The 26767-nt window shown below is 36.2% G+C and carries 9 protein-coding genes; 4 read left to right on the forward strand and 5 right to left on the reverse strand.

Annotation, left to right across the window (positions count from 1 at the left end):
- The first annotated feature begins 138 nt into the window (after positions 1-138).
- Entirely contained in the window at positions 139-18147 is an 18009-nt protein-coding gene (locus RHO14_07085; GenBank protein ID WVD70119.1) for an amino acid adenylation domain-containing protein, read from the forward strand.
- Positions 18148-18218: 71 nt separating this feature from the next.
- Entirely contained in the window at positions 18219-18890 is a 672-nt protein-coding gene (locus RHO14_07090) for a 4'-phosphopantetheinyl transferase superfamily protein (protein WVD70120.1), read from the forward strand.
- On the opposite strand, the gene RHO14_07095 is transcribed toward RHO14_07090, so the two are convergent.
- A complete protein-coding gene (locus RHO14_07095; protein WVD70121.1) occupies positions 18881-19474 on the reverse strand; it encodes a YigZ family protein in 594 nt (197 codons plus the stop codon). The genes RHO14_07090 and RHO14_07095 overlap by 10 nt on opposite strands.
- Before the next feature lie 54 nt (positions 19475-19528).
- On the opposite strand from RHO14_07095, the gene nfi reads away from it, so the two are divergent.
- A complete protein-coding gene (nfi, locus tag RHO14_07100) occupies positions 19529-20221 on the forward strand; it encodes a deoxyribonuclease V (GenBank protein WVD70122.1) in 693 nt (230 codons plus the stop codon).
- A gap of 11 nt (positions 20222-20232) precedes the next feature.
- Entirely contained in the window at positions 20233-20967 is a 735-nt protein-coding gene (locus tag RHO14_07105; GenBank protein ID WVD70123.1) for a methyltransferase, read from the forward strand.
- Positions 20968-21205: 238 nt separating this feature from the next.
- On the opposite strand, the gene RHO14_07110 is transcribed toward RHO14_07105, so the two are convergent.
- The 4 genes from RHO14_07110 to brnQ all read right to left on the reverse strand — a co-directional run bounded on the left by RHO14_07110 (position 21206) and on the right by brnQ (position 26700).
- Positions 21206-21976 carry an arginine deiminase family protein gene (locus RHO14_07110; GenBank protein ID WVD70124.1) on the reverse strand — a complete coding sequence of 257 codons (771 nt, stop codon included), beginning with the start codon at positions 21974-21976 and terminating at the stop codon, positions 21206-21208.
- Between the two features lie 142 nt (positions 21977-22118).
- Positions 22119-24506, reverse strand: coding sequence for a membrane-bound PQQ-dependent dehydrogenase, glucose/quinate/shikimate family (locus RHO14_07115; GenBank protein WVD70125.1), 2388 nt, complete (start codon positions 24504-24506; stop codon positions 22119-22121).
- A 271-nt stretch (positions 24507-24777) separates the two neighbouring features.
- Positions 24778-25329, reverse strand: coding sequence for an adenine phosphoribosyltransferase (gene apt / locus RHO14_07120; GenBank protein ID WVD70126.1), 552 nt, complete (start codon positions 25327-25329; stop codon positions 24778-24780).
- Positions 25330-25356: 27 nt separating this feature from the next.
- Positions 25357-26700, reverse strand: a complete 1344-nt coding sequence (brnQ, locus tag RHO14_07125) for a branched-chain amino acid transport system II carrier protein (GenBank protein ID WVD70127.1) — start codon at positions 26698-26700, stop codon at positions 25357-25359.
- Positions 26701-26767 lie beyond the last annotated feature (67 nt).

A 26767-nucleotide genomic window follows, 5' to 3' on the forward strand; every position in this document is an offset into this window, starting at 1 on the left:
CAGTAATCAAAAAACGCATATGTGTACTTTATTTACTCACGTTTTAATACTCAATAAAACGACTATTTTCATTTCAACTCATTAGTTTCGAATTATATTTAATAAATTTTCTGTTACTGATATATGGATATAAAAAATATGAACCATACTAAACTTACGCCTTATCAATCAATTTTTTATTATGAATGGTTAAATAATCCTAGTCGAAGTGATTATAATATCGTTATCGATAATATCGTAATTGGTAAACTCGATCGGCAAAAATATGATAATAGTTTCAAAAGACTATTAAATGAGCACTTTATTACACGGCATCTAATCAAAGATAGCGAAGACGGGCCATTTTGGCAACTTGCTGAACCTATTGTTAATTTAACGACTTTTCATGAGCAGCCTTTAGATGATGAACAAATCTACACATTAGTTACGCAGCCTTTCGATTTACATCATGGTCCATTAGTTAGAATTCACCTAATTAAACTCGGTGATGAACGTTATAGAATGATTTTTATTTTTCATCATATTGTTGTCGATGGCATTAGCACGGCTGAAATTTGGGACAAGTGGCGTAATTTATATAACGGCATTGATTATCAGGTTCCATCGTTATCACAACAAACGATAATGCATCAAAATCTTTATCAATATTTTGATCATTTATTTGTTAACCATAAAACGCAAATGTGCCATTTTTGGCAAACACATTTGCATGATTTACCTGGCGTTGATCTTAGCTTTCTAAAATCACATCAAGCTCGCTTAAATCAAACAAAAACATCATCTATTATTGAATATCTCTTTGATTATGATGAGAAAATCACTAATCAGGTTAATAGTTTACGTCGTCAGTATAAAATTACCCCATATTTATTTGGTCAGCTTGTGATGGCGGTTGCACTAAATAAAATCGCTAACATTGATAATATCGCCTTAGCATATCCCATTGCTATTTTGGAAGGTAAAGAGCTATTGTATGGCTCACATATCAATACGATGATTATTGATTACCGATTTGATGAACAAACCACGCTTAATTCACTTATTTGCCAAACACTCGCTTTTTATAAACAGCTAAAACTTGCTAATGCTAAATATTTACCAATTAATGAGATCATTCGCTTTGGTGGCGATTCATCACTATTAAATATTGCTTTTGCACAAACTTTTTATCGTGATCATGAAGCCGGTTTAATTGATATTAAAACTGAATCTGTAAATCACAACTTTCAAGTAGATCTAGCCAGTAAATTACTTTTCGAGCAGCAAGAACACAACAACAAAATCAATTATCGTGTTCGTTTTGATAGCCGTATTCTTGATGAAAAGTTAGTGAAAAATTTTATTCATTTTTACCAAAAACTTTTTATTGATATTTTAACGATACTGACTAATCAACAAAGTCATACTTTGATTAAAAATATTGATCTTATTAAACGTAGCAACTATCTGCCAATAACCTCAGCTAGGCCATTCGAACCCACACTTGATGCCCATATAATAGAGCGTATTGAACAAGTTGTTGAAAAATTTCCAGATCGTTACGCTATTATTTATAACGATAACTCTCTAACCTATCAGCAGCTTAATCAACAGGCTAATCAGTTAGCACGTTATTTGATTGCTAATTTTAAACTTCAAGCTGACGATTTAATTGCACTGTGCATGGAAAAATCAGCACTATTGCCGGTTTGTATCATAGCAATATTAAAGGCTGGGGCGGCTTATGTACCTATCGATCCTAAAGCGCCACCGCAAAGATTTGCCTATATATTAAAAGATACAAATGCTAAAGCAATACTCACTAATGAGTGCCTTAATACCGCTTTAAAATCAGTGATTAATGAAACAAATACGCCGCATATCAAGATTGATGAACCTAAAATTCAGCGTATTTTAAGTGCCTATCAAAATGATAATTTAAATTTAACAATTAGCGCTTCTCAATTGGCCTATATCATTTATACCAGTGGCACGACCGGCGCTCCAAAAGGCGTTATGATTGAGCATAGTGGCTTAATTAATTTAGCCATTAATCAAGGAAATGAATTTGGTTTGGCATTTGACCATCACACAACAAAAAACTGTTTATGGTATGCAAGTTATGTCTTTGATGCCCATGTATCAGAATGCTTTACCGCCATTGCTAATGGCCATGTATTACATATTGTTAGCGAAGATATACGGCTTGATTTTAACTCGTTAGCCAATTATATCAAGGTCAATAACCTTGATATTGCAACCATTCCACCTGCATTATTAAATAAAGACCAACTGCTTTCGTTAAATACCCTTATTGTTGCAGGGGAAAGTGCTAATATTGAAATAATGGATCGCTATAGTTTGCAAGGTACTCAGGTAATTAATGCTTATGGACCAACTGAAAGTACGGTGTGTGCATCACTGCATCATTATCAAATAGGCGACAGTAATCTTAATATAGGCAGGCCATTAACAAATATTAAGGCATATATTTTAGATAAAAATTTAAAGCCAGTTCCAGAAGGGGTTATTGGTGATTTATATATCAGTGGTATTGGGCTTGCTCGCGGATATTTAAATAATATAGAGCAAAGTGAACAAGCATTTATTATTAACCCATTTGAAGCGAATAGAGCAAAGCAAGCAAGATTGTATAAAACGGGTGATCTAGCACGAAAAATGCTTGATGATACTATTGAATATGTGGGGCGAAAAGATTTTCAAGTAAAGATTCGAGGTTTTAGAATTGAGCTGGTCGAAATTGAAAATTGCCTAATGCAAATGACACAAATCAGCCAAGCAGTAGTATTGGCATATACGCTAAACTCTGGCTTAAAAACATTAGTCGCTTACTATATTACACAAGATGTGATTGATGAGGCGCAAATGCTAAAACATTTAAGTGATTTTCTACCTGAATATATGTTGCCAACCGCCTTTATTCATTTAAAAACGCTTCCTTTAACGGTTAATGGTAAGTTAAATAGGTCGGCATTACCGCAGCCTGATTTCAATGATAAAACAAAGTATCAAGCACCGACAAATAATATAGAAACGATACTATGTCAAATCTATGCACAGGCATTAGGAATTGATGAAAATAAGTTAGGTATTGATGACGATTTCTTCAAATTAGGCGGCGATAGTATTAGCGCTATTTTAGTTGCAAGTAAAATTCGTCATAAATTAAAGGCTATTATCGCTATTAACGATATTTTTGCTGCCAAAACAGTTCGCATGTTAGCAAAAAATATTGATCTCAATGATACTGAAAAAAATATCGCCATCATTGCTGAGCAAGGCCAACTGTCTGGTTCATTCAAATTACTGCCTATTCAGCAATGGTTTTTTAAACAAGTTGAGCAAGCTCAATTTTTAGAATACCAGCATTGGAATCAATCATTTATTATCGATGTTCCGCGGCTCAACACGTTCACATTACAGCAAAGTCTAAGGTTATTATTTAGTTATCACGACGCTTTACGCCTAACATTCATGCGTGATGAGAATGGTAATTACAGTCAAAGTTATGCACAAAATGATAGCTGTATTCCGTTTGATTATATTAATCTAACATCAACTAAAGATAGTCCAACACAATTATTTAATCAATGGCAACAAGGGTTTGATATTTATCATTCACCGCTTTGCCATATTGGTTATGTTGAGTCTAGTGATAATCATCGTGCTAAGCTACACTTTGCTGTTCATCATCTAATTATCGATGCCATGAGTTGGCATATTATTAAGCAAGATCTACAAAAAATTTATCAAACGTTAGATGCTAACTCACTAAATAATCACTGTGCCATCGATATTTTAGGCGAAAAACCATCTAGCTATCGGCAATGGGGTACTCAGCTGCAAGATTATATCAATTACCCTGAAATCAAAGCAGAACGAGCTTATTGGCTCGATATTACCAAGGATATTGCAACTTATCGCCAAAGTGTTAGTCAATTCTTCACCGATAAATCATTAAATCGATGCCAGTTAACGTTAAGTCAAAGGGATACCGCCAAATTACAGACACAAATACATACTGTTTTATCAACGCAAATTAATGATATTTTACTCGCCTGTTTTGTTTTGGTACTGCAAAAATTCACTCACTTAGATACACAATACATTACGTTAGAAGGGCATGGGCGAGAATCACTATCCCCACATATAGATATTAACCGCACCGTAGGTTGGTTTACAAATATGTACCCGGTTAAAATATTAGCTGACGACAATATTCTAACCCACATAGCCAATACCAAAGAGAGCTTTGCAACGGTCCCTCATCGTGGCATTGGTTTTTCAGCATTGTTTGGTTATCAAGACCACATGCTATCACCAATTAGTTTCAACTATTTGGGTCAATTTGATAACGCAGCAAAACAAGATTGGCAGTTTAGTTTTAATGACCCTGGTGTCGCTGTTTCAAATAAAAATAAGGCCGCTAGTGCCTTAAGCCTTGATTGTGGTATTGTCCAAGGACAGTTAAAAATAACGTTTGCCAGTTACCTAGCACACGACACACTTGAGCAATTAGCCGCGCAATATATAGCAATCTTAAAATCTACGATTTCTCAGCTTATCACTATAGATAGAGGCTATTTAACGGCAACAGACATTAACAATGTCGTATCAACAAGCTTATTAGAACAATTACAACAACATTCAGAAATACAAGCCATTTATTTAGCAAATAGTTTACAAGCCGGGTTTATCTATCACGCCATCAATCAAGGCGATATTGATGATGCCTATCGTACGCAAATGTTTTGGGATTATCAAAGTCCAATTGACCCACAATTACTAAAAAAAGCGTGGCAACGAGTACAAGCTAATTATCCAAGTTTACGTATACGTTTTAATTGGGATGAAGAGCTTATTCAAATTATCGATAAAGCAGCTGAATTAAATTGGTCTTATTACGATGTTTCAAATCAATCAGCAGCCAAGCAGCAAAGCTTCTTAGCTGAGTTACGTCACAAAGATCGCAGCCAAGCTTACGATTTAACTAAAGCCGGGCTATTTCGTGTGTATTTAATCAAATTTAGTCATCAACATTATCACTGTATCTTTAGCAGTCATCATGCCATTTTAGATGGTTGGAGTAATCCAATATTGATTAAAGCGGTGCACGATACTTATCTTCGGTTATTAACCAATTGCCCAATCGATTTGAATGTAGATAGTGCTTATCAAGATATACAAAATTACTTACAAATTAACCGCACTGAACATATAAATTACTGGCAGCAATATTTAAGTCAACGGCAAACTAAAGATGATTTAAGTTTATTACTTAAAGGAGAAGCTCGAGCGATCCACTTAAATAGCTATAAACATATCACTGATCCAGCTAAAAAAACACTATCCATCGATAGCGAATGCTACTTAACACTTAAACAAATGACGAGCGAATACGCATTAACAACCAATGCCATATTGCAGTATTGCTGGCATAAGGTTCTTAGCGTATATACGGGAAGTGATGATACGCTTGTTGGCGTGGTTGTTGCTGGTCGAAATTTACCGATAGAGGGAATAGAGCAAACCGTTGGGTTATTAATTAATACACTGCCACTTATTGTCGAACATAATGCCTCGCAGTCCTTACTTAATACAATAAAAACACTACAAAATGACATTAATAAGGCTAATAGTTACAGCAATGTCAATTTGGCGGAACTACAGCAATCGGGAGTGCGCTTATTTAATTCATTATTTGTTTTTGAAAATTATCCGATCCCTAAAAATAATTTTGACGATAAACTGCAACTAAACTTCCTGGGCATTTTGGAAAAGCAAGATTACCCATTAGTGATGAGTGTGTCAGAAGAATGCCAGCAGTTAATCTTAACGTTAAATTATGCTAGCGAGTTATTTGATGATGGGCTTATCGAAAATATTTTAGCTACATTTAAACACATTATTAGCCAAATTATTAAAAATCCATATGCTCAGCAAAATGACATTAATTATCTAAATACTGAGCAGTATCAAACAGTCATTTATGATTGGAATAATACCGCCTGCGATTATTGCGCCGATAAAACAGTGATTAACCTATTTGAGCAGCAAGTTCTACAAACACCAAATTATCCAGCTGTTCTTTTTAATGACATCACGTTGACTTATCAGCAACTAAACCAACAAGCGAATCAATTAGCCCATTACTTACAAAGCATTTATCAGTTAAGCCCCAACGATTTTGTCGGCTTATATTTAGCGCGTAGTGAAAATATTGTCGTAACTATTTTAGCCGTGCTTAAAGCTGGCGCAGCTTATGTCCCTATGGATATTGATGCGCCAGATGAACGCAATAAATATATTATCGGTGATGCTAAAGTGAGGGCGATTATTACTGAAAAAGCTTATCACGCAAAGGCGAGTTTATTTACCGCTAATGTTATTGATCTTGACCATGGCCAAATGGTGACGGCATTATTAAATCAAAGCACGAGTAACCCAATAAGCACGGCAACAAGTCATGATCTTGCTTACTGTATTTATACTAGTGGCACAACCGGTAAACCAAAAGGTACGTTAATTACGCATCGTAATATTAATCGTTTAGTCATCAACCCTAATTACACTCATATTAATAAATCTGAACGGTTACTCGCTATTTCGGGATACCATTTTGACGCCTCCATTTATGATATTTTTGCTACCTTAATCAATGGCGCTAGCCTTGTTATCGCTGAAAAACAGTTATTTTTAGATCTTAAACAGTTCAATCAAATAATTAGTGACAAAGGCATTACCAACTGTTTTATTACCACCGCATTTTTTAATACTTTAGTCGATGCTGAAATCACTAATTTAAATCAATTAAATTATGTTTTAGTGGGAGGGGAAACATTATCAACTTACCATATTAATCGTTTTAGGCAGCTTTATCCAAACGTTAAGCTGGTAAATGTTTATGGCCCGACGGAAACGACGACTTATGCAACGTCATTTTTAACTAATACAATTAACACTGACTTTAATTATGCCGTGCCGATAGGTAAGCCAATTAATAACACAACATTGTATGTACTTAATCGCGCTTTAAAACCAGTACCTATTGGCGCCGTTGGTGAGTTATATATTGGTGGTGGAGGCGTCGGCCTTGGCTACCTTAATAATCCGGAATTAACGGATAAACACTTTATTGAAAATCCATTTCAAACTAAATTACCCAAGCAACAAGCTTATAATCAACGGCTTTATAAAACCGGGGATTTAGTTCGCTACCTTTCTGACGGCAATATTGAATACCTAGGTCGAAATGATTTTCAAGTTAAAATCCGCGGTTTTAGAATCGAATTAGCTGAAATTGAAGCGCAATTAATATCGTATCCTAGTATCAATCAAGCATTAGTTATTGCCTGTGACAATGGTCAGGACAAACAGCTCGTTGCCTACTACGTTGCAAAGCAGCCAGTTGATCGTGATCCGTTATTTGATCACCTTAAACAAAACTTGCCTGAGTATATGATACCAGCAGGCTTTATGCATCTTGACGCGTTCCAATTAAATATCAATGGTAAGATTGATCGCGCAGCGCTACCCGCGGTAACAATTGATATTACCGCTAATTATACGTCGCCAGCGACAACAACTGAACAACAAGTGTGTCAGCTCTATAGTGAGCTACTTTCAATAAGTATTGATAGGATAAGCACTAATGATGATTTCTTTCGATTAGGTGGCAATAGTATTTTAGCCATCAAACTGGCGAGTCGATTATCAAATATGGCTAATAAATCGGTTCATGTTGCCGATATTTTTAGTTATAAAACGATTCGCATATTAAGTCAGTACCTTGATAGTTTGCATAAGCCACAATTAGTTATTAGTGTTAACAGCGTTGATCGTCAGCAAGAACAATATCTTTCATATGCGCAAGAACGATTATGGTTTATCGATAGTTATGAGGGCGGTAGTAATGCTTACAATATTCCATTAACGTTAATCTTAAAGCCACAAATATCACTCACTGTGTTAACTAAAGCGCTAAATAAGATCATTGAACGCCACGAAATACTTCGAACGGTGATCAACACTAATGAACAAGGCGATGGCTATCAGCAAGTTTTAGCGATAGAAGGGGTAAAACTTAATATTAGCCAACAAATATGTCAAAATATTGATGAACTTAACAATAATATTAATCAACATGCTCACCAAATATTTAACTTAGCGACACAAATTCCATTATCCGCGCAGAGTTATCAACTTGGTGAAAAAACTTACCTTAGTCTCGTTATTCATCATATTGCATTTGATGGTTGGTCAATTGAATTACTTAGTAAAGAGCTTGATTACTATTACCGCTTTTACAACTATCAAGGCCATTTACCAGATTTACCTGATATTGCTATTCAATATAAAGATTTCGCGCTATGGCAACGTCAATATTTACAAGCAGATAAGCTCCAACCTCAGCTTGATTATTGGCAGTTAGCATTACAAGATCATCAATCGTTGAATCTTGCAACAGACAACTTACGGCCATTAAATATTGATTATCGTGGTGATGAAATTCGCTTTAATTTAAGCAAAGAAACGAGCCATCAATTAAGGCAAATAGCCGCTGATTTGAATGTCAGTTTATATACCGTATTACTCAGCGGCTATTATTTATTACTTAAAGCTTATAGCAATCAATCTGATATCATTCTTGGTACACCAATAGCGGGCAGGCACTACCCCGGTATTGAAAATACGCTAGGTTTCTTTGTTAATACTTTAGCATTAAGGCAGAAAATTGATGATCAAGAAAGCTTAACCGACTTTATTCAATCAACGGCTAAATTGCTTAATGATGCTCAGCAGTATCAAGATTTACCTTTTGAAAAATTGGTAGATGCGCTACAAATTGAAAAAGATCCATCAAGGCATCCAATCTTTCAAGTCATGTTTGGTGTACAGTCGTTTGGAGCAGTTGATGAGGAAGATCCAAAAGCATTATTCACCCCTTATACTGCAGATATCGCGCATTATAAAATTGCTAAATTTGATCTTTCGACCATGCTTGATGATAGTAAAGAAGCGATAAGTGGTGTTTTTAACTATGCTACCGCTTTATATAACAAAGACACTATTGAGCGATATATCAATGTATATTGCTATATATTAGAACAATTTAGTGATTTAGTTACGTTAAATGAGCCTCTCAAAGAGCTCTCTTACCTTGATAAACATCAATTGCAACGTGTTATTTATGATTGGAATAATACTGAAGCTGATTACCAAGCTGATAAAACCGTAGTGAATTTATTTGAAGCTCAAGTTAAGACGTCAGCGAATTTGCCTGCGGTAATTTTTAACCAGATAACATTAAGCTACGAGCAGTTAAACCAACGCGCAAATCAGCTCGCCCATCAATTAAAATCGCAATATAATATTCAACCTAATGATTGTATCGGGTTATATCTCAATCGCAGTGAGCAGATGGTTATCGCTATGTTTGCGGTGCTAAAATCTGGCGCAGCTTATGTGCCTATTGATCCTGATACACCAAATGAACGAAACCAATTTATTATTACTGATGCCAATGTCAAAACGGTGATAACGCAGCAGTGTTATCAAAGCAAGGTTGCGGCATTTTCACCAAATATTCCCTTAATTGTTATCGATCAAGTTGAGGTAGTGAACACCATTTCGTTACAGTGTAACGATAATGTGATTACGACAACTAAATCGAATGATTTAGCGTATTGTATCTACACCAGTGGCACAACGGGTAAACCAAAAGGGACATTAATTACTCATCGCAATATCAATCGTTTAGTGATAAATCCTAATTACACCGACATCGGTTGTGATGATCGATTTCTTGATATTTCGGGTTATCAATTTGATGCCTCAATTTATGATATCTTCGCGCCGTTACTAAATGGGGCGGCGATTGTGATAGCGGAAAAACAGCAAATTTTAAACTTAAGTGATTTTAATCAACTTATTAGTGATTATAAAATTAGCAATTGCTTTATTACCGCCGCATTTTTTAATACCTTAGTTGATGCCAAGGTTACTAACCTTGGGCAATTGAATTATCTTTTAGTCGGGGGTGAAGCCTTATCGGTTCATCATATTAATTGTTTTAGGCAGCGATATCCTCGTGTTAAATTAGTTAATGGCTATGGCCCAACAGAAACAACCACTTTTGCTGTTACTTACTTAATCAACTCAGCTAAAACCGAATTTAGCCATAGTGTACCAATTGGTAGACCGATCAATAACACCTCGTTATATATTCTTGATAGTCAGTTACGCCCAGTACCAATAGGGGCGATAGGTGAATTATATATTGGCGGGGCAGGTGTTGGTTTAGGGTATTTAAATAATCCACAGTTAACCCGTAACGTTTTTATCCCAAATCCATTTCAGACAAAGGCTCAGCAGCTAACCGACGATAATGGCCGTTTGTATAAAACCGGTGATTTAGTTCGTTACCTTGCTGATGGTAATGTTGAATATCTTGGCCGAAATGATCTACAAGTTAAAATTCGCGGATTTCGGATTGAATTAGCCGAAATCGAAGCATGTTTACATCGACATTTGGCAATTAAACAAGCATTCGTTATCGTAAAAATTGATGACAGCGGTAATAAGCAACTCATTGCCTATTATGTTGCCAGTGAACCTATTTGCCGTAATATACTATTTGATTATTTACAGCAACACTTACCTGAATATATGATCCCCTCAGCGTTTATCTACCTTGATGCTTTGCCATTAACGTTAAATGGCAAAATAAATCGAGCGGCGCTTCCTGATGTTACAACTGACATCAATAGCAATTATATTGGCCCAGTAACGACAACCCAACATCAAATCATCGCGCTTTATGCTGAATTATTGAGCTTAAATAGTGATACTATCAGTATCACTGATGATTTTTTCAAGATGGGCGGCAATAGTATTTTAGCCATCAAGTTAGCCAATCGTTTAGCGAGCATTAGTTCAAAAGCGGTTCATGTGGCTGATATTTTTAGCTATAAAACGGCGCAAGGATTAAGCCAGTATATGGATACTTTAGCTAGCTCAAAATATGCAATCTTACCGCAAAAAGTAGAGCAAGCTGAGCAACAATTACTCTCGTTTGCACAAGAACGCTTATGGTTTATTGACCGCTATGAAAAGGGAAGTGATGCCTATAATATTCCACTAATATTAACATTAAGTCAGCAAATATCGTTAGATGTACTAAGCAAAGCACTTAATAAAATCATTGCCCGGCACGAAGTGCTTCGCACGGTGATTAAAACAAGCCATGATGGTGAAGGATATCAACACGTTTTAGCGATAGAAAGTGCAACTATTTCCATTAATCATAAAAAATGCCATCACATTGAGGCGTTAAATCGATATATTGCTGAGCATGTTCACGCTATTTTTGATTTAGCAACGCAAATTCCAATATCAGTGCAGAGTTACCAGTTAAATGAACAGACCTATTTAAGCCTTGTTATTCATCACATTGCTTTCGATGGCTGGTCAGTCGATTTACTTATAAAAGAACTTGAACATTACTATAAACAATTTAATTCATCGGCGGCAATCATCGAACTCCCGCCAATATCTGTTCAGTATAAAGATTTTGCGCTTTGGCAGCGCAAATATTTACAAGCCGAAACATTACCAACGCAGCTAAGCTACTGGCATGATCTGCTGCAAGATCACCAGCCACTTAATTTGCCTTTAGATAATCCTCGTCCACCGCAAATCGATTATTGTGGCGCGGATATTCGCTTTAGCTTAAGCAACGTAACCAGCCAAAAACTTAGGCAACTTGCCGCTAATTTAAATGTCAGTTTATATACTGTTTTATTAAGCGGTTATTATTTATTGCTCAAAGCATACAGTAACCAAGCTGATATTATTTTAGGCACACCAATAGCAGGTAGGCACTATTTAGGCATCGAAAATACGATGGGTTTTTTTGTTAATACCTTAGCTTTAAGATGTAAAATTGATGATCAAATCAGTATTACTGATTTTATTCAAGCAACGGCTAAGTCGCTTATTAAGGCTCAGCAGCATCAAGACCTACCATTTGAAAAACTTGTTGATTCTTTAACAATAGAAAAAGATCCATCAAGGCATCCGTTATTCCAAGTGATGTTTGGTGTACAATCGTTTGGCTCGCTAAGTAACCAATCGGATGAACCACTTTTTACGCCTTATCAAACAGATGCTATGGCATATCAAATTGCAAAATTTGATCTAACGACGATTTTAGATGACAGCCAAGAGACCATCAATGGTTATTTTAATTATGCGACAGCACTATTTAAGCCAGAAACAATAAACGGATATATCAACACTTATTGCCATATTCTTGATGAAATCATCACACTTAGCAAAAAGCCGCAGCCAATTAGCAAGCTAAGTTACCTTGATAAAAAATCATATAATACCGTAATCTATAACTGGAATAAAACTCAGCATGATTATCCTCGTGATAAAACTATTGCGCAGGCATTTGAAAAGCAAGTGATAACAACGCCAGATAATATTGCTGTCGTTTATGATGATGAAAGCTTAACGTATCGCGCATTAAATGAACAAGCAAATCAATTAGCATACTATTTAAAAAGCCAATTTTCATTACAACGTGATGATCTAGTGACTATCTGCCTAGATAAAAGCCCACAATTAATCGTCAGCATTTTTGCAGTCTTAAAAGCTGGCGCTGCTTATGTGCCACTAAGCCCTAAATTACCTGATGAGCGAAAGCAGTGGCTAGTAACAGATACCCAGTGTAAAGTTATTATCACTTCATTAGCGTATCAAACTGAACTAAATCGTGTTTTAAATGATACGAGTGCTAGTTTGGTGTGCATTGATGATGTCGATATACAAAATAAACTCGCTGTCAGTGGCGTTGATGATGTCGTCACTAAGACAACAGCCAACGATTTAGCCTATATTATTTATACGAGTGGCACAACGGGTAAGCCAAAAGGGGTGATGATTGAGCATCACAGTGTTATTAATGCAACTTTAGTGCAATGCAATACCATGGTGCTAAAAAACTGTGATCTCAATAATAAAAGTAAAAACACGTTATGGTATTCAGATTATACTTTTGATGCCCATGTGCTCGATATCTTTACACCGCTATTAACAGGAAATACATTACATATTCTTGCTCAAGATAAACGTTTAGATCTACAGTGCTTAATTGATTATGCCATAAAAGAGCATATCGATTATGCGTTTATACCACCGGCATTATTAGATAAAAACCAAATTATTCCAATTGACACTATATTAGTCGGTGGCGAGGCAATTTCACAGCATATTGTTGATTATTATCATCAGCAACATCGCCATTTAATTAACGCTTATGGGCCTACTGAAGCAACAATTTGGGCTACTTACCGGCAATATCAACAAGGTGATCTAAGTAACAATATAGGTAAACCAATTTATAATGCTAGCGTTTATATATTAGATAATGCATTAAGGCCAGTACCAATTGGTGCTTTTGGTGAGCTTTATATTGGCGGTGTTGGGGTTGGGCGTGGTTATTTAAATAATTTTGAATTAAGCCAAAAAGCCTTTATTACAAATCCATTCCAAAGTGAGCTGCAAAAAATTGCCGGTGAAAATAGCCGGCTTTATAAAACGGGTGACATTGTACGTTATCTTGCCGATGGCAATATTGAATATTTAGGGCGTAATGATTTTCAAGTTAAAATTCGTGGATTTAGGATTGAACTGGCTGAAATTGAAAGCCATTTATTAAAATATCCGAATATCAAGCAAGCGCTGGTACTTGCTTGCGATAATAATGCCGGTAATAAACAACTTGTCGCCTATTATGTTGCAAATAAAGCAATTACTCGTGACGAACTCATTGATTATTTACAGCAATCATTACCCGATTATATGATCCCAGCAGCTTTTGTCTATCTTGAGGCATTACCCCTTACGCTAAATGGCAAAGTAAATAGAGCAGCGCTACCCATTGCAACGCTAGATCTTACTGAAAATAGCGTAAAACCGAGTACAAATACCGAGCATCAAGTGGCAAAAATCTACAGTGAATTATTGGGAATTGATTATCAAAATATCAGTATTACCGATGATTTCTTTAGAATGGGTGGAAATAGTATTTTAGCGATTAAGTTAGCAACAAAATTATCCGATACAACCGATAAAGCTATTCATATTGCTGATATTTTTAGCTATAAAACCATACAAATGATAAGTCAGTATATTGACACTATTATTAGCCATCCAGTAGTGATTTTGGCACCGAGTATAGAGCGAAAGCAAGATCAGCTACTCTCATTTGCTCAAGAACGGTTATGGTTTATTGATAATTACGAGGGGGGCAGTAATGCCTATAATATTCCACTCACGTTTGTACTAAGTGAGCATGTATCGCTTGGTGTTTTAGCTAAGGCGATTGATAAAATCATTGAACGACACGAAATATTACGTACGATTATTAAGATTAATGCTGATGGAATGGGTTATCAATATATTTTAGCTGCAAATAGTATTGATATAAGAATAGAAAATTGCGACTGTGAAGATATCGATATGCTCAATTTACGTATAGGTGATCATATAAATCGTATTTTTGACTTAAAAACCCAAATTCCGATCTCGGCACAAAGCTATCAATTACACGATCGATACTATTTAAGTTTAGTCATTCACCATATTGCCTTTGATGGTTGGTCAGTTGAGCTATTGATAAAAGAGCTAAATTATTATTATCATTTCTTTAGTATGCAAGGCGAAATAGCGGAACTACCGGCTATACAAGTTCAATATAAAGACTTTGCATTATGGCAACGTCAATACCTACAAAATGAGCAGCTACAATCTCAGTTAGATTATTGGTATAACAGCTTAATTGACTATCAGCCCCTTAATTTACCACTCGATTATTCTCGCCCAATACAAATTGATTATCGCGGCGCAGATATTGGCTTTAGTTTAACAAAACAGACAAGTCATAAACTTAGGCAGTTAGCCTCAAATTTAAATGTCAGTTTATACACCGTATTACTCAGTGCTTACTATCTATTACTTAAAGCTTATAGTAATCAAAATGATATAATACTTGGAACGCCAATAGCGGGGCGCCATTATCCTGGCATTGAAAACACAATGGGCTGTTTTGTTAATACCTTAGCGTTACGGCGTGAAATTGATCCAATGCAACGTTTAGCTGATTTTATTCAAACAACGGGAATAAGGCTTAACCAAGCACAGCAATATCAAGATCTTCCTTTTGAGAAGCTCGTTGATGCATTGCAGATAGAAAAAGACTCATCAAGGCATCCATTATTCCAAGTTATGTTTGGTTTACAATCATTTGGTTTTAACGATAGGGCGGATACAACGTCATTATTGACACCATATCAAACTGATTCTAGCCAATATAATATTGCTAAATTCGATCTATCAACCATGCTCGATGATAGCCAAACGATTATCCGCGGTAATTTTAACTATGCAGTGGCACTATTTAAAGCTGAAACAATAAAAGGCTATATCAATGTTTATTGCCATATACTTGAACAGTTAAGTGATTTAGTTGTAAAAGGCCAGTTAATTAGCCAAATAACTTATCTTGATGACGATAACTATAACACCATAATTAATCAATGGAATCAAACGAGGCAAGATTATCCGCATGATAAAACTATCCACCAAATGTTTGAGGAGCAAGTCGAGAGAACGCCAAATAATATTGCAGTTATTTATGAAAATACGCGATTAACCTACATTGAGCTTAATAATAAAGCGAATCGATTGGCCTCTTATTTAAGAGATAACTTTACTATTAAAGCAGATGACCTTGTTGCACTGTATCTAGATCGTTCTCTTTATATGCCACTTGCCATATTAGCCGTGCTAAAGTCGGGCGCAGCTTATGTGCCTATCGATCCTTTAGCACCAAGTGATAGATCACGATATATTCTAACCAATACCAAAGCACGCGTTATTCTAACTATTGATGCTTATTATGATAAATGCTGTGAGCTTATAGAAAAAGGGCAAACTGTTGTAAACCTGCAATCGCCGACGATGATTGAGCAACTTTCTCATTATATAAGCAAAAATCTTCCGCCTTTAGCTAAGGCTAGTAACCTGGCTTATGTTATTTATACCAGTGGCACGACGGGTAATGCCAAAGGCGTTATGATTGAGCACCAAAGTGTTATCAATAAAATTATTTGGCGGCATAAACAATACCCAATAACGGAGCACGATCGTATTTTACAAAAAACCAACTACACATTTGATGTCTCTGTGTGGGAACTATTTTGGGCTAACTGGTATGGTGCCAGCATTGTTTTTGCTCATTCTCAGTCGTATAAAGATAACGTATATTTGACTGAACTTATCATGCAAGAAGGTATCACAACAATACATTTTGTCCCTTCAATGCTGGCAACTTTTCTTGAAACATTAGAAGGGCAAGTATCGCTAAGGACTAAATTAAATTCCTTAAAATATTTATTTTGTAGTGGTGAAGCATTAAATCTTGAGGAGGTTAAGAAATGTCATCGACTTATGCCTCATTGCCAAATACACAATTTATATGGGCCAACTGAAACAACGATAGAAGTCCTATACTATGATTGTAATGATGCCAAGACCTCAAATGTTTTTATTGGTAAACCAATAGCAAATACAACGGCATATATTTTAGATGAAAACTTACAAGCAGTGCCAATTGGGGCAATAGGTGAGCTATACATTGGCGGCGACCCAGTTGCGCGCGGTTATCTTTATAATCAAACCTTGTCGAGTGAACGTTTTATAGCAAATCCACTGCAAAACAAACAACAAAAACAACAAAATTACAATGATCGTATCTATAAAACCGGGGATATTGTTCGGTATCGGCATGATGGTAATATTGAATATTTAGGTCGTAATGACTTTCAAGTAAAAATTCGCGGTTATCGCATCGAGCTTAAAGAGATTGAAGCGCGTTTAACTCATCATCCAGATATCAATCATGCTATTGTTATTGCTTATGAGCGCTCAACGAAGGATAAGTACCTTGTTGCCTACTATGTTGCTAATAGTGAACTTAATAATGATTCAATTATTAAGCATTTACGGCAAACATTACCCGAATATATGCTACCAGTGGCATTTGTCCACTTATCAACTTTACCCATAACCTCTAATGGTAAACTCGATCGAAAATTACTACCCAAACCAGAATTTAACAATATGGTTGCCCACGTGTTACCTGATAATGAAGTTGAAAGAATACTATGTGAAATTATCTCTGATACGTTAAATATCGCGAGTAATGAAATTAGTATGGAGCACAGTTTCTTTACCCTTGGGGGAAATAGTATTTTAGCAATGAAGCTTAATAGCCGTATTAATCAGGTATTTCAAGTTAGATTATCGTTAGTTGACATCTTAAATGCCCGAACAATAAGAGAGCTTGCGATAAAAGTGATGACAACAGACAAATTAGAATTTAATCCTGTTGTATCATTAACGGCCATTAATAATAAACCACAAATATTTATGATCCACCCCGGTATGGGCGGCTGCTCAGTTTATTTATCATTAGCAAACAAGCTTGAAGCCAATTACTGCTGTTATGGCGTTGATTCTTATAACTTTTATCATGATAATAAAATTGAAAAGCTTAATCTATTAGCAAAATATTATTTATCTTATATTGATAGGGTACTTGACGTAACGAAACCGGTAAGCTTGTTTGGTTGGTCATTAGGTGGGCAAATTGCATTAGAAATCGCAACGATATTAGAGGCGCGTAATATACAAAATATTACAGTTTATGCCTTAGATACATGGCTACTTAATCCTGATGATATTACCGCGGATATGCCAATTATTAATTTAGATAAACTTATGGCGGAGTTGAATATCCCTAAATATTTACATTCAAATGTCGTTTCGGTGACACAGGTCGATAAGCAAATTTCGTTACAACCTATTTCAGCTAAGCTTAAAAATACGCGAGTTATATTATTTAAAGCGATGGATGAAAAAGGATTTGGCGCGCTACATGATAAATATTTGGTCAATAATATTGATGCTTATTTAAATTCAGCGCAGCAATTAAGCGTTATTGAGCTGGCAACTGATCATTACGGTGTTTTAGAAAAAGAGCAAGAAATTATCGACAGTTTAAATCAATTCGCCTAGTTTTGTCGGGTTATGTAGCAAACTTACGCCGACTAAACGTAAGCGTAAGTTTATTTATTAAAGGTAATAAAATGAATTATATCTATACAACTTGCCTAAACCAACTTAGCTGGTCACAGCTAAAAGACTATCAAGGGATTTTAACGTTAAATGACCAGCAAACGATTAATCAATTGCGGGTTAATGATGATAAATGTCGAACACTGCTGGGAAAGTTATTATTACTTTATGTACTAAAAAAACACGCAACATACCCAGCATTACAACTGCCTAACTTAACTTATAACCAGTATTTTAAACCGTTTATCGAAAATATGCAGGGAAGTTTTAATATTGCTCATGCAGGCGACTGGGTCGTTTGTGCTTATAACGAACAAGGGCAAATAGGCGTTGATATTGAGGCGCAGCAACCGATCAATATTGATGAATATCACGAGGTGCTCACTGAGGATGAAATTGAAGCAATTAATCATGGTAAGCTTGATTTTATTCAGTTATGGACACTAAAAGAGGCAATTATTAAAGCTGATGGGCGGGGATTTTATTTAGCCCCTAACTCTTTTACTCTGCCATTACCTTTTATCAATAATTCAGTTATTACTGTCGATAAAAATGCGTGGTTTTTAAATTGGCAACAAGTAGCAAAAAATTACTCATTAGCCGTAGCAAGCTCTTCTAAGACGGAGGGTTTAATTACAAAAACATTAACTATCAATGAGTTAACTAACTTTTTTTATCGTTGATTTAGCCGTATTAACTGCTCTCTGCCTCGGCTAAGGTTAGCGATAAACTCATTAAGTAATTGAAATTTATCATCAGTTATCGCAATACGTAATGATGTGCCATTAGCATCGAAAGTTTGTTCTTCAATGATCGCTTGTGCTTCTTTAAGTTTATTTTCAAAAATAGGCCACTCATTATATAGGCACGAAACGTGGTAAGAATGGCGTAAAATAATCGCGGTTAAGGGCGCTTGCTGTAAGCAGTGACTAGCACTACCGCCATAAGCACGCATTAAGCCGCCGGTACCGAGCTTTATTCCACCAAAGTACCGCGTTACAACGACAACGATATTATCGCAGTTTTGACCTTCGATGGCAGCAAGAATTGGCCGCCCAGCGGTACTTGTTGGCTCGCCATCATCATTAAAGCGATACTGATTTGACATTTTCCACGCCCAGCAGTTATGCGTTGCATTAATATCGCTTACTTGTGCGATAAAATCAGCAGCATGCTGCGAATGATCAATTGGCGCTGCATTAACGATAAAGCGACTTTTTTTTATCTCTTCGTTAATTGTAAATGGGGTAATTAATGTATATAACATGCTTAATTCTGTTAGAATAACCAAACGCCCTTAATCATACTAAACATAAATAAAATGTCTATTAATTTAGCTCAATTAAAACAGCAACAAATTGAATATGCTAATCGTATTATTTTACGAGATGATAATCATTTTAGTACTCCCACCTTGATTGGGGGAACGGATGTTGGTTTTGAAGAGGGCGGGCAAATAACGCGAGCTGCTATTGTCGTACTATCATTCCCAAATTTAACACTAGTTGAATATCAAATTGCGAAAATGCCAACCACATTACCTTATATTCCGGGTTATTTATCGTTTCGAGAATATCCTGCGTTACTTGCGGCGTGGCAAAAAATCGAGCATAAGCCACAATTATTATTAGTTGATGGACAAGGCGTTGCTCATCCAAGAAAACTTGGCATCGCAAGTCATTTAGGCTTATTGCTTGATATTCCAACTATTGGCGTTGCAAAAAAGAAATTATATGGTCAATATCAGCCATTACCAGATGAGCGACTTGCTCAAGAGCCTTTATTTGATAAAACAGGTATTGAGCAAATTGGCAGCGTATTACGCAGTAAAGTAAAATGTAACCCATTGTTTATTTCAGCAGGACATCGAGTAAGTCAGCTATCGGCGCTGAATTGGGTTAAAGCTTGCTTAAAAGGGTATCGTTTGCCTGAGCCAACAAGGTTTGCCGATGCCGTTGCCTCAAATAAACCTCTATTACAAAAACTATTACACAATTTTAAAAACAATAATTAGCGAAATAATTTATGACTGAGTTGCGCAAAAATGGCTTTACCTTTAAACGTTTTTTTATCGCCCATGATAAATCACCGATGAAAGTAACCACTGATAGCTGTTTACTTGGGGCATGGAGCCCAATTACAGCAAATACCCAAAAAGTGCTTGATATTGGCAGTGGCTGCGGGATTATTGCGTTAATGTTAGCACAGCGCCTTGAACACCATGAGAGTCATATTGATGCTATCGATATTGATTCTAACGCTGCTTTGCAATGCCAAGAGAATATTAATCAAGCTACGTTTAAAAATATTACCGCTAGGTGCATCGATATTAACCAATATCGCTTAAATCAAGCGCCATATTATGATTTGATCGTCAGTAATCCGCCATATTTCGAATCAGCAGTTGAATGCCGTAACAAGCAGCGTCAGCAAGCGCGTTATACCGAAAATTTAAATCATACACAGCTTATTACAACCGCAAAAAGATTACTAAAGCCCAATGGCTATTTTTGCGTGGTATTGCCTTACCATTTATCTGATGAATTTAGCCAGCTTTGCCTGCAACATGACTGGCATTTAGTTCAGCAGATGCAAATTAAATATACCGATAATAAACCGGCGTCATTAAGTTTGCTCTGTTTTAGTCTGCAAACAGTTGAAATATGCACTAAGCAAAGCCTAACGATGCGAGATAGTGAAAATTGTTATACTCATGATTTTCGTTTGTTACTAGGTGATTTTTATTTATTCCAAAAATAAGTCAATAATCATCGCAGGCTTATATTTCGTTATTTTTTTGTTGTAACACCCTATTTTAGTGAAAAAAGGGTGTTTACTGGCTAAATTTATCAAACTTCTCGCTTTTATAAAACCAGCTAAAGGAGTCAATCGGGCTCACCGCTATCATCACATAAAGCATATTTATCAACAACCCCGCACCGTTATAAAAATACCCGGATTAGCCGGCTAAATATCGTATTATGCTTATCTTTAAGCATCAAAAACGCAGTGACATGCAGCTTACACCACCATCAATTTTACGGTACTCTGAGGTATCAACTTCAATTACGTTATAGCCTAATGCTTGAATTTTTGCTTTTGTAATAGGGTAACCTGCTGGCATTATTACATTACCATTGACCCAAATACAGTTAGCTGCGTAGCTCTCTTGTTCTGGAATTTCGATGATATTAAGATGAGAAAAGGCTTCTTTAGTGATAAATTCGCCCGTGGCAAGCAAATTGTTATTTTCTAAATAGGAGAGCCCCGTCTTTAAATGTAAGACTTTATCTAGCGTCACAATTGAGCCTGTTAACCCATATTTGCTTAAAATTGCGATCATTTGCTCTGCGCCTTGTTGATTGGTTCTCGCAGATAAACCGATGTAGTAATGGCTACCAACCATCATTATATCGCCCGCTTCAACCGTACCTGGCGCAGAAATTCTTTCAACATGATTGCAATAGAATTGAGTGATACAATCTTCAATAATTTCAATTTCATTAAGACGGCTTTTTGCACCGGGCCTTGTAATAATGGCGCAGTAGGGCGTACAAAGTGCGGTATCTTCAACAAAAACAGAGTCTGGAAATTGATCATTAGCGGGTAGTATCGTTATCTCCACATCACACTGTTGTAATGCTCGAATATACTCATTATGTTGATCTAAGGCTTTTTGATAATCAGGTTTTCCCAAATTGGCTGAGGTTAATCCATCAATTAATGTTTTACTCGGCGTTCTTGTTATAACATGTTTAAATCTAATCATAACCTATCCTTTTTATTATTTATGCTGTAAATTTGCATAATAATTCACTTTAATAGCTTAAATCAAGTTTTAAATAATTTTTCATGCATTTAATTAAAATAAAAAAGCCCGCAAAGCGGGCGATTAATTAGTGATAAATTGACTATTTATTATCAGGTAATGCATAAGCAATCACATAATCACCTCTTTTAGGTGATTGCCTTGCTCCGCCAGCTGAAATAACAATATACTGTTTACCTGTTTTAGGTGAAATATACGTAATTGGCGTACCTTGGCTGCCTACAGGTAAGCGTGCTTTCCAAACTTCTTCGCCGGTTGCACTATCAAATGCACGTAGATAAAAATCTTGCGTCGCTGCAAAAAATAACAAGCCGGACTTCGTTGTCATTGATCCACCAATAGTTGGCATCCCAATTGGGATAGGCATATGCATTGGAATATTAAAAATGCCAGTATCCATTAGTGTTCCAACCGGTTTTTGCCATAAGATTTGTTTAGATTTTAAATCGATAGCAGTCATTGTTCCATAAGGGGGTTTTTGGCAAGGTACACCAATGGGTGACATAAACCGTAAGCGCATGGCGCCAAATGGTGTTCCATCTTGTGGCACTATCCCCATCTCGATCCCACTTGCATTTGCAGGAATATCAGCCCGCGGGATCATCCAGTTAGTTAAACCAATACGCATATCATTAACATACATAATATTGGTTTGTGGATCAACGGCAACACCTCCCCAGTTCATACCGCCAAGTGAGCCTGGATATTGTAACGTTTTACTCATTCCTGGCGGCGTAAATAATCCTTGGTAATCAGATCCTGCAAAATCAATACGGCAAAGAAGCTGATCAAAGATAGTCGCTCCCCACATATCCGCTTCTGTTAAGGTTTCGTTACCAATTGATGGCATTTCAACTGAAAATGGTTGAGTAGGAGAATAGTATTCACCTGCAACATCGCCTTGTGGAACAGGGTGCTCTTCTACTTTGGCTAAAGGTTGACCGGTTTCTCTATCCAACATAAAAATTTGCCCAGATTTGGTTGTTTGGATAATCGCCTTCGTTACCTCGTCATTACTATTAGCAATATCGTATAGCAGTGGCTGTGATGGTAAATCATAGTCCCAGAGATCATGGTGCGCGGTTCTAAATTTCCAGCGGATTTGGCCTGTTTTTTTGTCTAATGCCACAATGGAAGAATTATATTCGTCGTCGTATTTGGTGCGCTCACCGCCAAAAAAATCGGGCGTTGCATTACCTGTTGGCGCATAGATTAATTCAAGCTCGGGATCATAAGCCATGCTTGTCCATACGTTAACGGTGCCGCGAGTATAGTTTTGGCCAGATGGTGGCACTGTTTTGGTATCAGGATTACCCGGATCAAATGCCCAAACTAATTTACCACTATGTACATCAAAGGCTCGAATTACGCCGCCAGGCTCACCAACAGAAAAATTATCGGCAACGCGCCCACCAACAACAATCACATCATCGGCAACTAATGGCGCTGATGTGATGGTGTAATAACCTGGTGGAATATCACCCATATTTTTTTTCAAATCAACGATGCCTGCATCACCAAAATCATTACATAATTGACCTGATTGTGGATCAATTGCCATCAATCTTGCATCAAGCGTGGTTAGAATAATTCGGCTACTGCAAGTGTTAGCGCCATCTACATCTTGTTTAGTGCTTGTTATATGCGTTTTGTTCTGATCGCTATAATAGGCAAGTCCTCTACAGCGTTGCCAGTTTGGCACTGAGGTTTTTGGATCATAGCGCCATCTTTCATTCCCATTATCAGCATCAACAGCAATGACAATATTATTAGCAGTGCATAGATAAACGGTATCGTCAATTTGCAGGGGCGTATTTTGATCTTCAGCGCCAGAGCCGTTACTTTCTGGGATTTCTCCGGTTCGAAATGTCCAAGCAACTTTAAGATCATTAATATTATCTTTAGTTATTTGCTCTGCGCCAGAAAAACGAGTCCCCATGGTCGTGTTTGCATACTGCTGCCAATCCGTTGGTGCATTCTTACTTGTCACGTTATTTTTGCTGATTTCAATTGATTTATAGATAGCATTATGTTCAACAGACATGCATCCTAATGAGATAATCATAACGATGATAAGCACACTTGCTAATCGGTATCCACCTAACGACTTCTGATTTCTTGTTATATAAATAAGTGAAGGATAGATTAGCGCAACTAATATCGCAAAACCACCTAATACAGCGAGTCGAGAGAATAACGGCCAAAATTGCCAGCCAACTTCGATTAATGCCCAAATAATTGTTATTACATAAGCGATACCATAAACAATTGCGCCAATCGGTCTATATTTAAATAATGCAATCGAGCAAAACAGCATGGTAAGGCCCATTAAAGCAAAATACCAACTACCGCCAACTATGATTAACCGGATCCCATTAATCACTAAAAATAGACTACTTAAAAGTAAGATTATTGCAACTAAGTAGATACAACACTTGCGTAACCCTTTGGGTTTATTTTGTATATCCATATTTAAACTCCTCATATTATTCAATAAATAGGTACTTAATTACGGACATTTAATATCATAAAAATAATTTTTTCAAGGCGTTATATATTTAATGTTTTAAATGATTGATATGAGATAGTTACGATTTACACATTACATCAGTATTTTCAATAAAAAATGAGTTAAAACAATAAATTAAATAATAAAAAAAGCCTCAAATAATCGTATTTATTTGAGGTTTTTAGCGGTATAACGTTAATTATCAAAACGTTAAAGAAATCATGTTGAAGTGTTAGTGACCTTCGAACTCAACGAGTGAAAAACAGTTGACGCCCATTGATGTAAGTTTATCTTTACCCGCTAAGTCGGGTAGATTAATAACAAAAGCTGCATCTTCAACTATTCCACCTGATTTACGGATCAATTTAGTGGTAGCTGCAACGGTGCCACCCGTTGCTAATAAATCATCAATAATAAGGACGTGTTCGCCTTCTTTGATCGCATCGGTATGGATCTCAAGCGTATCGGTACCATATTCTAATTGATACTCTTCTTTAAAAACATGGCGAGGGAGCTTATGGGGTTTTCGAACGGGAATAAAGCCAACGCCTAAGGCTAGTGCAATTGGCGCTGCAAATATAAATCCGCGCGCCTCAGTACCAACCACTTTATCGATTTTTTTATCTTTATAATGCGCAACAAGCAATTCAATTGTTAGTTTAAACGCTTGTGGGTTTTCTAATAAGCTGGTGATATCACGAAATAAAATCCCTTCTTTAGGGTAATTTGGGATCGTAATAATACTTTCTTTTATAATGGCTAATTTAGCTTGCAGGTTTGGCATAGCGTATTTTCCTTATTTACAATTCAATTATTTTTTAACAATACATTTGGTATAAATATAGCCAAGTACTGCGCCGATCAATGCCGGAATAATCCAACCAAGACCTTGCTCATAAAGTGGCAGGTGCGCTATTAATAAATCATTTAGTTGCTGGAAGATTTTTGCAACATTAGGTAAATAATTTGATAGTTTAGAACCCGGCTCCATAACTGAGTCAATTTCAAATAAAATACTTGTTAATAATGTTAAATAAATCGCACCAACATACACTGATTTACGTCCATTAAATAGTGGATGGAAGAACATTAAAATAATTAATACGATAGTAACAGGGTAAATAATAGATAAAACCGGCACTGAAAACGAAATCAATGAGGTTAAACCAATGTTTGCAAATAACGCACTAACAACTGAGAAAATAACTGCATATTGACGATAAGAAAGCTTAGGGTAGAGTGAAACTAAATAATTTGCACAAGCATTGGTTAAGCCAATATTCGTGGTCATACAAGCAACGGTAACCATTATACCTAAAATCAGATTACCCCACGCGCTAAAATAATAGGTAGAAACTCTTGCTAAAATCTGACCACCATTTTCAAGAATCCCTAATTTAGTGACACTCGTTGCCCCCATATAAACTAACGATATATAGAAAAAGGCTAAGATTGCGCCGGCAATTAAGCTTGCTTTAAAGCATGCTATCATGATCTTCGTTTTATCTTTGATACCATAATTCATGATACTTTGTACCACAATAATACCAAAAACGAGAGACGCTAAGGTATCCATCGTTAGATAACCTTGGGTAAAACCTGTAAAAAATGGTAAATTTTGGTAATCGGCATTAACCGCAGGTAACATTTCACCCATTGGGAATATTAGCGCGGCTAAGATTAGAATAAGAATGAATGTGATTTTTACTGGCGTTAGAAATTTACCCACAATATCAATAAATTTTCGTGGATTAAGCGCGAGAAAACAACAAATACCATAGAAGCAAATTGTAAATATGGCTAAATAAATAGAATTAGATTCTTCATCAACAAATGGTTTTAACGCGATTTCGTAAGAGACACTACCTGTACGAGGCATGGCAAATAGAGGACCGATGGTTAGGTAAAGTGTTGTTGCAAAAATAAGCCCAAACACCACACCACATCGTTGTGCAATTTTTAGGAAATCTCTTTCACCCGAAAACCCAACCGCCATAACACCAAGTAGTGGCATCATAACGCCAGTAATAACAAAACCTAAAGCCGCGAGATCAAAATGATCGCCCGCAAGTTGCCCTAACATTACAGGAAAAATAAGATTGCCTGCGCCAAAAAATAATGCAAAAAGAGTGATACCAATAAGAATAATACGCATAGAGTTTAAAATTAATTAATAACAAAGCTCGCGATTATAGCTTAAAAATTCAGTTATACACACAAAA

This window comes from Orbaceae bacterium lpD04 (genome assembly GCA_036251935.1).
Taxonomy (GTDB): Bacteria; Pseudomonadota; Gammaproteobacteria; order Enterobacterales; family Orbaceae; genus Orbus; species Orbus wheelerorum.

Coding starts and splice junctions, on each gene's coding strand:
- RHO14_07085 (WVD70119.1), top strand. CDS start 139: ATGAACCATACTAAACTTACGCCTTATCAATCAATTTTTTATTATGAA.
- RHO14_07090 (WVD70120.1), top strand. CDS start 18,219: ATGAATTATATCTATACAACTTGCCTAAACCAACTTAGCTGGTCACAG.
- RHO14_07095 (WVD70121.1), bottom strand. CDS start 19,474: ATGTTATATACATTAATTACCCCATTTACAATTAACGAAGAGATAAAA.
- nfi (WVD70122.1), top strand. CDS start 19,529: ATGTCTATTAATTTAGCTCAATTAAAACAGCAACAAATTGAATATGCT.
- RHO14_07105 (WVD70123.1), top strand. CDS start 20,233: ATGACTGAGTTGCGCAAAAATGGCTTTACCTTTAAACGTTTTTTTATC.
- RHO14_07110 (WVD70124.1), bottom strand. CDS start 21,976: ATGATTAGATTTAAACATGTTATAACAAGAACGCCGAGTAAAACATTA.
- RHO14_07115 (WVD70125.1), bottom strand. CDS start 24,506: ATGGATATACAAAATAAACCCAAAGGGTTACGCAAGTGTTGTATCTAC.
- apt (WVD70126.1), bottom strand. CDS start 25,329: ATGCCAAACCTGCAAGCTAAATTAGCCATTATAAAAGAAAGTATTATT.
- brnQ (WVD70127.1), bottom strand. CDS start 26,700: ATGCGTATTATTCTTATTGGTATCACTCTTTTTGCATTATTTTTTGGC.